At 68.9% G+C, this 12957-nt stretch carries 11 protein-coding genes; 4 read left to right on the top strand and 7 right to left on the bottom strand.

All coding sequences use genetic code 11. The features are described 5' to 3' along the window. Positions 1-10: 10 nt before the first annotated feature. Genes N8I87_RS22745 through N8I87_RS22755 form a run of 3 tightly spaced genes read right to left on the bottom strand, consistent with a single transcriptional unit; the run spans position 11 to position 1785 of the window. On the bottom strand, positions 11-736 hold the full coding sequence (locus N8I87_RS22745; protein WP_263211209.1) for a DUF4253 domain-containing protein: 726 nt from the start codon (positions 734-736) through the stop codon (positions 11-13). A 42-nt stretch (positions 737-778) separates the two neighbouring features. Beyond that, the gene (locus N8I87_RS22750) at positions 779-961 is read right to left on the bottom strand and encodes a DUF397 domain-containing protein (protein WP_263211210.1); all 183 of its coding nucleotides are present in this window, start codon (positions 959-961) and stop codon (positions 779-781) included. After that, positions 958-1785 (bottom strand): helix-turn-helix domain-containing protein, encoded by an 828-nt coding sequence (locus N8I87_RS22755; protein ID WP_263211211.1) that lies wholly within the window; start codon positions 1783-1785, stop codon positions 958-960. The genes N8I87_RS22750 and N8I87_RS22755 overlap by 4 nt, the downstream gene beginning before the upstream one ends. Before the next feature lie 113 nt (positions 1786-1898). Between N8I87_RS22755 and N8I87_RS22760 the strand changes: the two genes are divergently transcribed. Next, entirely contained in the window at positions 1899-2348 is a 450-nt protein-coding gene (locus N8I87_RS22760) for an ATP-binding protein (protein WP_263211213.1), read from the top strand. A 1573-nt stretch (positions 2349-3921) separates the two neighbouring features. Then, complete coding sequence (locus tag N8I87_RS22765) at positions 3922-4437, top strand: hypothetical protein (protein ID WP_263211215.1); 516 nt, start codon at positions 3922-3924, stop codon at positions 4435-4437. 59 nt (positions 4438-4496) lie between these two features. Here the strand turns inward: N8I87_RS22765 and argS are convergent, their stop codons facing one another. Beyond that, positions 4497-6269: an arginine--tRNA ligase gene (argS, locus tag N8I87_RS22770; protein ID WP_263211217.1), complete on the bottom strand. Its 1773-nt coding sequence runs from the start codon at positions 6267-6269 to the stop codon at positions 4497-4499. Between the two features lie 132 nt (positions 6270-6401). Here argS and lysS point away from each other — a divergent pair, with 132 nt between their 5' ends. Beyond that, on the top strand, positions 6402-8141 hold the full coding sequence (gene lysS, locus N8I87_RS22775) for a lysine--tRNA ligase (protein ID WP_263211219.1): 1740 nt from the start codon (positions 6402-6404) through the stop codon (positions 8139-8141). A gap of 77 nt (positions 8142-8218) precedes the next feature. On the opposite strand, the gene N8I87_RS22780 is transcribed toward lysS, so the two are convergent. From N8I87_RS22780 to N8I87_RS22790, 3 genes are all read right to left on the bottom strand, one after another. Then, positions 8219-9535: a DUF2637 domain-containing protein gene (locus N8I87_RS22780; RefSeq protein WP_263211221.1), complete on the bottom strand. Its 1317-nt coding sequence runs from the start codon at positions 9533-9535 to the stop codon at positions 8219-8221. Positions 9536-9718: 183 nt separating this feature from the next. Then, the gene (locus N8I87_RS22785) at positions 9719-10576 is read right to left on the bottom strand and encodes a DUF3558 family protein (protein WP_263211223.1); all 858 of its coding nucleotides are present in this window, start codon (positions 10574-10576) and stop codon (positions 9719-9721) included. A gap of 169 nt (positions 10577-10745) precedes the next feature. Further along, positions 10746-11555 carry a DUF3558 domain-containing protein gene (locus tag N8I87_RS22790; RefSeq protein WP_263211225.1) on the bottom strand — a complete coding sequence of 270 codons (810 nt, stop codon included), beginning with the start codon at positions 11553-11555 and terminating at the stop codon, positions 10746-10748. Between the two features lie 204 nt (positions 11556-11759). Here N8I87_RS22790 and N8I87_RS22795 point away from each other — a divergent pair, with 204 nt between their 5' ends. Beyond that, complete coding sequence (locus N8I87_RS22795) at positions 11760-12953, top strand: RtcB family protein (protein WP_263211227.1); 1194 nt, start codon at positions 11760-11762, stop codon at positions 12951-12953. Positions 12954-12957 lie beyond the last annotated feature (4 nt).

Consider the following 12957-nt stretch of genomic DNA (forward strand, 5'->3'; position numbering starts at 1 on the left):
CGAAGCACGGTCAGTCCCACCAGAAGGACCAGGTATGGGCGCCGACCAGGCGCTTGGCGTAGCCCTGGAGGTCCTCTCCGGTCTCGTCCGGGCAGAACGCGAAGTGTTCGACGGCGAGCGCCTCCGCCTCGGCCGGTGTGGTGGGCGGCGCAGCGACGGAGACGGTCAGCCGGGCGTAGGAGAGCGCTATGACACGTGTGCCGAAGCGGTCCTCCCAAGAGCGCAGTACGGCGCAGAGGCGGGCCACGTCGGGCTCGTAGTTGAGGGGGCCGGTCCAGCCGAAGGCCGCCGGGACGTCGGCGGAACGGCGCGCCGGGACGAGGGCCAGCCGGTGGCCCGCCGACCTGGGAGCCGCCTCCAGCAGAGCCGCCACCGCCTCGGCCGCCCGCGCCTCCGGGTCCGCCCCGGGCGTCCCGGCCGGCGCGAGTCCGGGCCACTCGTCCCACGCCTCGGCCAGCACCTCCTCCGCGTCGTGGTCCCCGGGGTACGACGTCTCCTCGGGGAGCAGCTCCCAGTTCTCCGGGCCGCCCAGCTCACCGCCGACGTCTATGAGCAGCGGGAGGAGTCCGGCCTTCCGTGGGGCACGCTGGAGCGCGGTCCAGCCGCTGAGCGACGCGGGACCGTCGGCGCACCACAGCAGCTCGTCGATCACACGCCCGGGCGGAAGCTGAAGCCCCAGCGAGCGGCCGCTCGGGTCGGTCGCCAGTGTGGGCAGCGGGTTGGGAAGAGTCGCCATGCCAGTGACTGTAGGCGCAGGCACTGACAGTGGCCCCGGGGGCTACTTGAGGGACGTGGTGAAGGCGGCCCAACTGGTTGGGGCGAGCTGGAGGGTTGGGCCGGTTTCGGGGGCGTGCTTGGAGTCGCGGATGTGGATGGTGTGGGGGGTGGGGGCGACTTCGAGGCAGGCGCCGCCTTCGCTGCTGCTGTAGGTCGACTTGAACCACTGAAGTGCGGTGCTCATAGCTCTCCTAGCAGGCTGTCCAGCAGGCTTCTTGAGTCCTCGATGGTGAGGGCCTGCGTTCGCAGCCTCGCATACTTGCGAGCCAGGATGGACACCTCATCTGGGTCGGAAACCCACTGGCTGCCGCGTTGGGATTCGGCATAGGCGAGGTGCTGGTGGTCGGGTGTCTCAAGGAGGATGAACGGGCCAGCGTCCCCTGCGTGCGACGTGCGGTTGAGCGGCAGGATTTGCAGGGACAGGCCCGGGAGTTCGGATTGCTCACGCAGGTTCCGCAACTGATCAAGATGGGTCTCGCGGCCTCCCGTGGGCATGCGCAGTGCCGGTTCCCAAACGACGAAGCTGAGTGTCGGGGGCACCTTGCGGTGCAGAATCTCCTGGCGGCCGACGCGGGCCTCGACCTTCGTGTCCAACTCGTCCGCGTCGTAGGTGGGAACACGGCCGCCCAGCAGCGCACTCGCGTACTCCCGGGTCTGGAGCAAGCCCGGGACGACCAGCGCGTCGTACCAGGACAGGGAGATGGCCTCCCGTTCGTGCGCCATGTACTGCTCGGCGTACAGCGGGAACTGGTCGATCTCCGGCAGGTTGTCCACCCCGGCGCTCAACAAGCCCTTGCTGCCGAGTAGTTCGTCCAGCCGCTCGGCGAGGTCCCGTTTCAGTGGTCGTCGGCCTTGTTCGATCGACGCGATCGTCTCCTCGTCCACCATGAGCCGCTCGGCGAGCCCGCGCTGCGTGAAACCGGCCGCCCGGCGCGCCGTCGCGAGCTGGGCGCCCAGCATCTTCATGGCCGAGAGGTTCTTCTTCCGCGGAAGCTTCCTGGAGTTCATGCGGGTCCAACTCCCCACGCCTGCCCTTACGCGACCCCGTACGAACCCGTACAAATAATCTGTACGGGCTCACCCGGTGATCCACGCTAGTCACTCTGCGCGACCTTCGTCTCGTGAACGTCGAAAGCGAACTTCCCCGCCAGCGCGACCAGTTCTACGGCCGTGACCGCCGATCCGTGCCCGCAGCCAGGAGGTTCGCCTGGTGGTCGTTGAAGTACTGGGGACTCGAGGACTGGGACCGCGCCGAGGACGTGTTGCTGTGCGTGAGCGAGCTGGCGACCAACGCGCTGGTGCACGGGGTACCGGCCGGGCGGGGCTTCCTGCTGCGGCTCCGGTACGACGGTGAGGTCCTGCGCGTCGAGGTGCACGACAGCGGGCCCGGCGTACCGAGGATCGCGGACGAGCCGGACGAGGGCGGGCGCGGATTGCTGCTCGTGGCGGCTCTCTCCGACAAGTGGGGGGTGGGGAAGCGGGACTTGGGGAAACGGGTGTGGGCGGAATTCACAAGCGACCGCGGGGCCGCCCGCTTCTTTGTCAGTGTCGTGCTTCCACGCCCCGAGTAAAGGGCGCTCCCTTCGGTCGCGTCGGCTGCGCCGATGCCCCTGCGGGGCACCCTTGACTAGGGGCGTTCCAGCACGGGTTGGAAGCGAGCGGGCAGCCCGGGGAAAGTGGCCGGCTTGGGCGGGTCGGGCCCTTGGGTGGGCTGCGGTCGCGTCCGGGGTGAGGGGGCGCGGTCTCGCCTCGCCAGCACGCCGGGCCGGCTTAGCGGCTTGCGGCCGGTGGGGAGCGGGTTGCGCGTCGGCCGAGTGGTGGCACGCCGGGTGGGCTTAGCGGCTTGCGGCCGGTGGGCGGTGGAGCGCGGGGGCTGGGTGGTGGCACGCCGGGTCGGCTTAGCGGCCTGCGGCCGGTGGACGGCAGGGCGCGGGAGGCGAGTGGCGGCACGCCGGCTGAGCTAAGCGGCTTGCGGCACTCGGGTGGTGGGTCGGCAGCGGGGCCGGGGCGGGATCCGGGTGGGGCCTGGCGGCCTGTGGCGGAGGACAGGGGCGCGGGGGCAGGAGGGGGCACGCCTGTGGCCGCTGCTGGGGCTCCCGCTGGCCGGATTCCCCCTAATCACTCACTCCTGCGTGACTGGTGGGGTCAATGTGACGAGCGGGGCATTGCCTTCCGTCATCGAGTGGGCAATTGGACGGTCTGGGCCGCTGCAGACCCTCCCCACCAGCCTGTTCTCGCCCAGTCACTGACCCAAACCGACCAATCACCGTCCTGAGCCCTGTCCGCGCCCCCGCCTCAAGGCCCTGCCCCCCACGACCGGCCTCAAGCCGCCGAACCCGGCCCGGCGTGCCGCCACCCGGCCGATGCGCGCCCCGCCGTCCACTGGTCGTATGCCGCTTAGCTCACCCGGCGTGCCACCACCCAGCCCCCGCGCTTCCCCCCACCGCCCACCGGCCGCAAGCCGCTAAGCCCACCCGGCGTGCCACCACCCAGCCCCCGCGCTCCACCGCCCACCGGCCGCAAGCCGCTAAGCCCACCCGGCGTGCCACCACTCGGCCGACGCGCAACCCGCTCCCCACCGGCCGCAAGCCGCTAAGCCCACCCGGCGTGCTGGTGAGGCGCGAGCGCGCCCCCTCCACCCCGGCCCAGATCGCAGCCCACTCAAGGGCCCGGCCCACCCAAGCCGGCCACTTTCCCCGGGCTGCCCGCTCGCTTCTCACCCGTGCTGGAACGCCCCTAGTCAAGGGTCGGCCGCAGGCCGATCGCCGAAGGCGACGCGGAGCGACAGCGCAGCGCCCTTTACTCGGGGCGTGGAAGCACGACACTAAGAAAGAAGCGGGCGGCCCCACAGTCACCTGCGAACTCCGCCCACACCCGTTCCCCCAAGTCCCGCTCCCCTAACCTCACTTGTCAGATGGCGTTTGAGATCTGCCGTATCCCGTGGCTGGAAGGGCCGTTGGGCCTTGTGTGAGTCGTCGGTCCGTGGCGCCCTGCGAGACAAAGTGCGAGATGCCGTCGGGCGCGACACCGAGCCGAGCGTCGGCTTGATCGATGTGGAGTGGACCAGTACTGCCCTCGGCCGGGAACTGGAGATCGTGCGCAAGGCCCCGTGATCCGGGTGACTGCTTCCGTTGAGGTGTCTGGTTGGATTCGGACATGGGTAGCGGTAGCCACGAGGAATCAGGTCTCTCCAAGAGCACCTGGAGCGACGCGGATTTCGAGGAGATGGGGTGGCATGACGCCACCATCCACGGCTTGTCCGTCCAGCCGACCGACGACGTCCTGCCGCGTCTTCTCCTCGACCTTGACTACATCGTCCGCTGGGTCCACCCGGTCCCGCCCGCAACACACTTCTCGTTCTGGGTCTCTCCGGCGACGCTCGTCTTCGAGGATGTCTTCGACCTTGAGTCCGACCTCGACTTCAAGGGTTTGGCCCTGGACTTGGAGGTCGACAGGGTGCACCGGCTGGTGCCGGACGATGCCCGCCCGAACTTTGCACGCTGTCCGCTCTGGCACATCGAAGGCCATGCGTTCGACTTGAAGTTCCGGGCCTCCGGCTTCCATCAGTACTTCCGGCAGGCTCCGAGGCTCGTATCCCGACAGGCACTGCCCTATGCCGAACGCGGGGGTTGCACCTTCACCGAGCTTGGCTTCAGCTGACCCCGACCCGGCCCCCACGGTCACTTGGTGACCGTGGGGGCCGTTAACTACTCCGTGCCTCAGAGGCGGTCCGGTGTCCGGATGCCCAGGAGTGCCATGCCCCGGTGGAGCGTGCGTGCGGTCAGGTCGACCAGGAAGAGGCGGTTCTCCACGACCTCCGGCGCGTTCTCGGTGCTCAGCACCTGGCACTGGTCGTAGAACTTCGTCAGGTGCGTCGCCAGCTCGTACAGGTACGCCGCCAGCTTGTGCGGCTCGTACGCCGACGCCACCTCCAGGACCGTCTCCGCGAAGTGGTCCAGGTGCAGGCCCAGGGCGCGCTCGGCCGGGGCCAGTTCCAGCTCCGGGTGGGCGGCGGGGCGGGCCTCGCCGGCCTTGCGCAGGATCGACTGGATACGGGCGTACGCGTACTGGAGGTAGACCGATGTGTCGCCGCTCAGTGAGACCATCTGGTCCAGGTCGAACTTGTAGTCCCGCACCGCGGAGGTCGACAGGTCGGCGTACTTCACCGCGCCGATGCCGACGTGCCGGCCGTTCTCGACGATCTCCTGCTCGGACAGGCCCACCTTCTCGGCCTTCTCCCGGACCACGGACGTCGCGCGCTCGACCGCCTCGTCGAGGAGGTCCTCCAGCCGGACCGTCTCGCCCTCACGCGTCTTGAACGGCTTGCCGTCCTTGCCGAGGATCGTGCCGAAGGCCAGTTGATGCGCCTTCACGCCGTCGTCCAGCCAGCCCGCCCTGCGCGCCGTCTCGAAGACCATGCGGAAGTGGAGCGACTGGCGGACGTCGACCACGTACAGCAGCGTGTTCGCCTTGTGGTTGAAGACGCGGTCCCGGATGGCCGAGAGGTCGGTGGCCGCGTAGCCGTAGCCGCCGTCCGACTTCTGGACGATCAGTGGGACCGGCTTGCCGTCCGGGCCCTTGATGTCCTCGAAGAACACACAGAGGGCGCCCTCGGAGCGGACCGCGACGCCCGACTCCTCCAGCAGGCGGCAGGTCTCGGCGAGCATGTCGTTGTAGCCCGACTCGCCGACGATGTCCGGGTCCTGGATCTCCATGTCCAGCTTCTCGAAGACGGAGTAGAAGTAGATCTTCGACTCGTCCACGAACTTCTGCCACGTGGCCAGCGTCCGCGGCTCGCCGGCCTGGAGGTCGACCACCCTGCGGCGGGCCCGCGTCTTGAACTCCTCGTCGGAGTCGAAGACTTTGCGCGCGGCCTTGTAGAGGCGGTTGAGGTTGGACATCGCCTCCTCGCCGCTCACGTCACCGGCCTTGTGGTCCAGCTCGTGCGGGTGCTCGTCCAGGTACTGGATGAGCATGCCGAACTGGGTGCCCCAGTCGCCGATGTGGTGCCGGCGGACGACGGTCTCCCCGGTGAACTCCAGGAGGTGGACCACCGCGTCGCCGATCACGGCTGAGCGCAGGTGGCCGACGTGCATCTCCTTCGCCACGTTCGGCTGGGCGTAGTCGATCACCGTCGTGCCCGGGCGCGATGCGTACGGCACGCCGAGGCGGCCCGTGTCGTCCGCGTACCGCGCGGCCAGGTTCTCGGTGATCGCCTTGTCGCTGATGGCGATGTTCAGGAAGCCGGGGCCGGAGACCTCGATGTCCTTGATCACGTCACCGGTGACGACCTGGGAGACGACCTGCGTGGCCAGCTCCCTCGGGTTCGCCTTCGCCTTCTTGGCCAGCGCCAGGATGCCGTTGGCCTGGAAGTCGGCCCGGTCGCTTCGTCGCAGCAGCGGGTCCGCGGAGCCGGCGTCCGGCAGGGCTGCCGAGAGTGCCGTCGCGAGATGCTGCTGGACTGAGTCGCTGAGGGACGTGACCGGGGCCATAGGAATGGGTGCCGTTCTCCTCGTGGGGATGGATAGACCCAGCCAGTATCCCATGGGAGGTAAAGCGGTTTTCCCGGTCGAGGGTCGGTCTGGGAGTATGGAGGTCCATCAAGAGTTCCAGGACAAGAGGACGTGCCGAACGTGGCTCAGAGCACCGAGACCACCGACTGGGTCTCCCGTTTCGCGGATGAGGTCATCGAGGAGTCGGAGCGTCGGGCCCCGGGCAAACCGGTCGTCGTCGCCTCCGGGCTGTCGCCCTCGGGCCCCATCCACCTGGGGAACCTGCGGGAGGTCATGACCCCGCACCTCGTCGCCGACGAGATCCGGCGCCGTGGCCGCCAGGTGAGGCACCTCATCTCCTGGGACGACTACGACCGCTACCGCAAGGTGCCCGCGGGCATCGCCGGCGTCGACGAGTCCTGGGCCGAGCACATCGGCAAGCCGCTGACCTCCGTGCCCGCTCCGAAGGGCTCCGCGTACCCGAACTGGGCCGAGCACTTCAAGGCCGCCATGGTCGAGTCGCTGGCCGAGATGGGCGTGGAGTTCGACGGGATCAGCCAGACCGCGCAGTACACCTCCGGTGTCTACCGCGAGCAGATCCTGCACGCGATGAGGCACCGCGGTGACATCGACGCGATCCTCGCCCAGTACCGGACCAAGCCGAAGGCCAAGAAGCAGGGCCAGAAGCCCGTCGACGAGGCCGAGCTGGAGGCCGAGGAGGGCTCCGGCGCGGCGAGCGAGGACGACGGCAGCTCCGGCTCCGCCGGGTACTTCCCGTACAAGCCCTACTGCGGCAACTGCGGCAAGGACCTGACCACGGTCACCTCGTACGACGACGACACCACCGAGCTGGCCTACACCTGCAACGAGTGCGGCTTCTCGGAGACCGTCCGGCTCAGCGAGTTCAACCGCGGCAAGCTGGTGTGGAAGGTCGACTGGCCGATGCGGTGGGCGTACGAAGGGGTCGTGTTCGAGCCCTCCGGTGTCGACCACTCCTCGCCCGGCTCCAGCTTCCAGGTCGGCGGCCAGATCGTCGGGATCTTCGACGGCAAGCAGCCGATCGGCCCGATGTACGCGTTCGTGGGCATCTCCGGCATGGCCAAGATGTCCTCGTCCCGCGGTGGGGTGCCGACCCCGGCCGACGCGCTGAAGATCATGGAGCCGCAGATCCTGCGCTGGCTGTACGCCCGCCGCCGGCCCAACCAGTCCTTCAAGATCGCCTTCGACCAGGAGATCCAGCGGCTGTACGACGAGTGGGACAAGCTGGCGGCCAAGGTCGCCGACGGATCCGCCCTCCCGGCCGACATCGCCGCGCACTCGCGTGCGGTGCGTACGGCGGGCGGCGAGCTGCCGAAGACGCCGCACCCGCTGCCGTACCGGACGCTGGCCTCCGTCGCCGACATCACCGCCGGCCACCAGGACCAGGCGCTGCGCATCCTGTCCGAGCTCGACCCGGCCGACCCGCTCGGTTCGCTGGACGAGGCCCGGCCGCGGTACGACAGGGCCGAGGCCTGGATCAACACGCACGTGCCCGCCGACCAGCGGACCATTGTGCGCGAGGAGCCGGACGTCGGGCTGCTGAAGTCCCTCGACGAGGCCTCCCAGCAGTCGCTGCGGCTGCTGCTCGACGGGCTCGCCGAGCACTGGTCCCTGGACGGGCTGACCCACCTCGTGTACGGCGTGCCCAAGGTCCAGGCCGGGTTCTCCGCCGACGCCACGCCCAAGGAGCTGCCGCCGGAGATCAAGACCGCCCAGCGGACGTTCTTCGCGCTGCTGTACCACCTGCTCGTCGGCCGTGACACCGGCCCGCGGCTGCCCACGCTGCTGCTCGCGGTGGGGCAGGACCGGGTACGGGCCCTGCTCGGGGAGTAAGGGGAGTAGGACGGCGTACTGATGTGAGAAGAGGGGCCCTCGTCCGAGGGCCCCTCTTCTTGTTCTCGTACGGCTGCCTATGCGATGTGGTCCTCTTCCAGCTCCGCGTTGTAGCGGTTCGTGAAGCGGTTGACCATGCGCTTGGCCTCCTCCACGGGGAGGGTGATGCTGAACTCCGCGTCGACGTTCTCGCCGAACTCGCGCGGGGTCGGGTAGCTGCCGTTGATCGACTGCTTGAAGACCTGGTAGTAGGCCTCCTCGTCCGGCTCGGAGCCGCCGCCCTCGCCGAGTTCGCGGGTGCGGCCCGGGCCCACCGGGATGGGGAAGCTGCCGGTCTCCTCCGGAGAGGGTTCTGTGTACGGCTCCTGCTCCTGCTCCCGGCCCTGTTCCTGGTAGTACTGCTCGGCCTGCTGCTGTTCCGCGTACCACTGGGCGTACTGCTGGTCCGGGTCGTAGGCCGGGTCGTAGTCGCCGTAGTAGGGGATCTGCTGGGGGTCGACCGACTGGAACCAGGGGCTTTGGTCGTCGGCGGTCTGTGCTTCCGGGTGCCCCGCATTGCGGTTGACGAAGCCGGGGCGCTGCTCGCCGGGAGGTGCCGCTGCGCCCACCTGTGCCGCCCCAGCGGCACGATTGCCCGCAGCTACAGCGGAGGCATCGACCGCGTCGCCCGCCGCCAGCTCCCGTGCGCCCGCTCCGGTGGACTGCGCCGGCGCCGGAGGCAGCAAGGCCGGTTCGATGCCCGCCGCTGCCAGGCCCGCCGGGGCCGTGTCCGCCAGGGGGACGCCGTAGCGGGCCAGGCGCAGGGGCATCAGGGACTCGACCGGGGCCTTGCGGCGCCAGGCTCGGCCGAAGCGGGCCTGGAGGCGGGCCTGGTAGACGAGGCGTTCCTGCTCCAGCTTGATGACCTGCTCGTAGGAGCGGAGCTCCCACAGCTTCATACGTCGCCACAGGAGGAAGGTCGGCACCGGGGAGAGCACCCAGCGGGTGAGACGGACGCCCTCCATGTGCTTGTCGGCGGTGATGTCGGCGATCCGGCCGATCGCGTGCCGGGCCGCCTCGACGGCGACCACGAACAGGACCGGGATCACCGCGTGCATGCCGACGCCCAGCGGGTCCGGCCAGGCGGCCGCGCCGTTGAAGGCGATCGTGGCCGCCGTCAGGACCCAGGCCGTCTGGCGCAGGAGCGGGAAGGGGATCCGGATCCAGGTCAGGAGCAGGTCCAGGGCGAGCAGGACGCAGATGCCCGCGTCGATGCCGATCGGGAAGACGTAGGAGAAGTTCCCGAAGCCCTTCTTGAGAGCCAGCTCGCGGACCGCGGCGTACGACCCGGCGAAGCCGATGCCGGCGATGATCACGGCGCCGGACACGACCACGCCGATGAGAACGCGGTGCATCCGAGTCAGCTTCAGTGGCGCGGCCACCCGTTACTCCCCTCCCCTTGCGTGTTGTTGCGCGCAACAGGGTGGCACATGAGTGCGGCGAACGCGTTGCCGGACTGCCAGGAGCCCGGTCCCCGAGGGGGCCGGGCTCCGGCAAAAAGCGCGGCTGAGCTGGGAGTTGTGTGCCAGGTGTGACGGTCAGCTCTTCTTGGACGCTGACTTCGACGGAGAGGCGCTCGCGGTCTTCGACGAGGATCCGCCCGCCGCCTTCGACGCCGACTGGGAAGGCGAGGGCTTCGTCGTGCCCGCGTTCGTGCCGTTCGCCGAGGTCACCGCGGCCACGACCTCCTTGGTCGCCTTCTCCGCGTCCCTGGTGAGTTCGGTGGCGTCCGGGGTTTTCTCGCCGGCCAGGCCCGCGCCGTTGTAGTCGAGGGTGATGACGACGTTCTCGACGCGCGCCACGACCGTCGTCTGCTTGAAGCTGCCTTCCTTCTTCTTCAGGTCGTAGCGCACCGCCATGGCCTCGTTGCCCACACCGGAGACCGGCACCGACTTCGAGTTCTTGGCGCCGGTCACGCCCTGGGCGCCCTGGACCTGCTTGGTGTAGTACGCCTTGGCCTGGCTCTCGCCCGAGCCGCGGCTGACGTCGGAGTCGAAGCGGAGGAGGGAGACGTTGAGCCAGCGGAACTGCGAGCCCTTCACGCCGTTGCTGTCGAGGCTGTTCCAGGAGCAGCTGGCACGGGATTCGATATCATCCGATGTGCCCTCCTTGCCCGACTTCGACCCCTCCGGTATCAGTTCGCCCAGAGTCTTCTTCGAGAGCGCGCCGCACGCCCCGGGCAGCTTGTGGTACCTGGCCGCCTGCACGGTCGGCGAGGCGCTCGTGGAGCCCTTACTCGAGTCGGTGCTCGCGCTCTGCCCGGTGCCGCCACTGCCGCTGCCGTCGGAGCCGGAGTCCGAGGAGCAGCCGGCGGCGACGAACACCACGGGGACGGCGGCCGCGCAGACAAGGACGCGGCGGAGTCGCCCCGCTCGCCGGTCACGCTGGTCACGCATGTCGTCTCGGTCGTCTCGCTGGGCTGCTCGCTGCATGGTTCCTTCACTCATGACGCTCGGGGTTCCTGCGGTCGGATCGGGTCCGAGGGGTCACGGTACGCGGTGAGTGAGCTGTGCGGTTCCGGTTCACGCGCTTTGCGGACGGGCGCCGGTGGGGTCGTCGGGGCGGTCAGCCGCCCAGCGTGTCGTCCAGCCGGCCGGCCAGATTCTGGGCCCTGTCCTGCATTTCCTTGCTGTCCGGGGCCGTGCCGATGGCCGTCGGCTGCTCGTCGTACTGGATGGTCACAATCACGTTGGACGTGCGGAACACCACAGTCACCGTTCGCTGTTCGGCCGTCGATCCGGAGTTGCTCAGCTGGTCGTCGAGGAACGCCTCGTCGCCGAGATCGTCGAGGGTGCGGGGCTGGAGGTCGGCCGAGGCGGCCTCGGTGGAGGGGGACGCGGAGGAGCTCGGGTCGGTCGAACCCGATGCCGATGCCGATGCCGATGGCGACGACGATGCCGTGGGCGAGGACGTCGACGCGCTGGGCGCGGGGAGGTCGGCCGCGGTCTGCTCGGTGGCGAAGAGCTGCGCGGCCTCGTCGTCGTCGCTGACCGCGTTGTCGTAGGACACGACCCGCTCGAAGTCGACGAGCAGATGGTCGGTGGCGTCGGCGGACTCGACCTTCCAGCGGCAGCCGACCTTGCGGTCGGTGTCGTACGTCAGCGTCGCTGCGCCCCGGTACGCCCGGTCCCGCTGGTCCGGGTCCGTGATCTGCTTGATGCCGGGCAGCAGGGAGTCGAGCGTGTCGTGACTCACAGCGCCGCAGGCCTCCGGGAGTGTGCGGTACTTGCCGGGCTGGGCGGCGACGGTGGCCGTGCCGGCCTCGCCGGGGTTCGCGTCGTCCGTCGGACTGCTTCCGTCCGAGCCTCCGGTGCAGCCGGCCAGCAGGGCCGCCAGGAGGGCGGCGATGCCGGTTACGTATGCCTTCCGCCGCACGGGCAGGCTCCTCTCGACGGTGGGTCCTTCAGTGTCCCCGCTGGTTATTCGCTTGCCGCAGCGGGGCGCTCCCTGAAGACAATGTGTATCGCACGCACTGCTGTGAACGCCGGTCCCTTGTCCTGTTTCTTAGACCTTGGCACCACTTTTGCGTTATGCCGTCATTAAGACTTTTGCTTGGGTATCCGGGGGAATGAGGAAGATATGTCGTACGTGGAAATGGCGGGCGCGAAGGTCCCGATCCGTATGTGGGCCGACCCCGCGACGGTCGAGGACGTCGCGCTGCAGCAGCTGCGCAATGTGGCGACCCTGCCGTGGATCAAGGGCCTGGCCGTGATGCCGGACGTGCACTTCGGCAAGGGCGCGACGGTCGGTTCGGTCATCGCGATGCGGGGTGCGGTGTGCCCCGCGGCGGTGGGGGTGGACATCGGCTGCGGGATGTCGGCGGTGAAGACGTCGCTGACCGCGAACGACCTCCCCGGCGATCTGTCCCGTCTGCGGTCGAAGATCGAGCAGGCGATTCCGGTGGGGCGGGGGATGCATGACGAGCCCGTTGATCCGGGACAGCTGTACGGGCTTGCCACCGGTGGGTGGGGCGGCTTCTGGGGGCGGTTCGACGGGGTCGCCGACGCCGTGAAGTTCCGCGAGGAGCGCGCGACGAAGCAGATAGGCACGCTCGGCTCCGGCAATCATTTTATTGAGGTATGTCTGGATGCAGACGGTTGTGTCTGGTTGATGCTGCACTCCGGATCCCGCAACATCGGCAAGGAACTCGCCGAGCACCACATAGGCGTGGCTCAGAAGCTTCCGCACAACCAGGGCCTGATCGACCGTGACCTCGCGGTCTTCGTCGCGGACACCCCGCAGATGGCGGCGTACGAGCACGACCTCTACTGGGCTCAGGAGTACGCGAAGTACAACCGGTCGATCATGATGGCGCTCCTGAAGGACGTGGTCCGCAAGGAGTTCAAGAAGGTCAAGGTGACCTTCGAGCCCGAGGTGAGCTGCCACCACAACTATGTGAGCCGTGAACGCTACGAGGGCATGGACCTGCTCGTGACCCGCAAGGGAGCGATCCGCGCGGGCTCCGGCGAGTACGGGATCATCCCGGGCTCGATGGGCACGGGTTCGTACATCGTGCGTGGCCTCGGGAACGAGAAGTCCTTCAACTCGGCCTCGCACGGCGCCGGCCGGCGCATGAGCCGCAACGCGGCCAAGCGCCGGTTCTCGACGAAGGACCTGGAGGATCAGACGCGGGGCGTGGAGTGCCGCAAGGACTCCGGCGTCGTCGACGAGATCCCGGGTGCCTACAAGCCGATCGAGCAGGTCATCGACCAGCAGCGGGACCTTGTCGAGGTCGTGGCGAAGCTCAAGCAGGTGGTGTGTGTGAAGGGCTGACCGG

The organism is Streptomyces sp. HUAS 15-9 (assembly GCF_025642155.1).
Lineage (GTDB): Bacteria > Actinomycetota > Actinomycetes > Streptomycetales > Streptomycetaceae > Streptomyces.

What these genes read in the sequence shown, in the direction of transcription:
- N8I87_RS22745 (WP_263211209.1), bottom strand. Translation starts at nt 736, where the DNA reads ATGGCGACTCTTCCCAACCCGCTGCCCACACTGGCGACCGACCCGAGC.
- N8I87_RS22750 (WP_263211210.1), bottom strand. Translation starts at nt 961, where the DNA reads ATGAGCACCGCACTTCAGTGGTTCAAGTCGACCTACAGCAGCAGCGAA.
- N8I87_RS22755 (WP_263211211.1), bottom strand. Translation starts at nt 1,785, where the DNA reads ATGAACTCCAGGAAGCTTCCGCGGAAGAAGAACCTCTCGGCCATGAAG.
- argS (WP_263211217.1), bottom strand. Translation starts at nt 6,269, where the DNA reads ATGGCCCCGGTCACGTCCCTCAGCGACTCAGTCCAGCAGCATCTCGCG.
- N8I87_RS22780 (WP_263211221.1), bottom strand. Translation starts at nt 9,535, where the DNA reads ATGCACCGCGTTCTCATCGGCGTGGTCGTGTCCGGCGCCGTGATCATC.
- N8I87_RS22785 (WP_263211223.1), bottom strand. Translation starts at nt 10,576, where the DNA reads ATGCGTGACCAGCGTGACCGGCGAGCGGGGCGACTCCGCCGCGTCCTT.
- N8I87_RS22795 (WP_263211227.1), top strand. Translation starts at nt 11,760, where the DNA reads ATGTCGTACGTGGAAATGGCGGGCGCGAAGGTCCCGATCCGTATGTGG.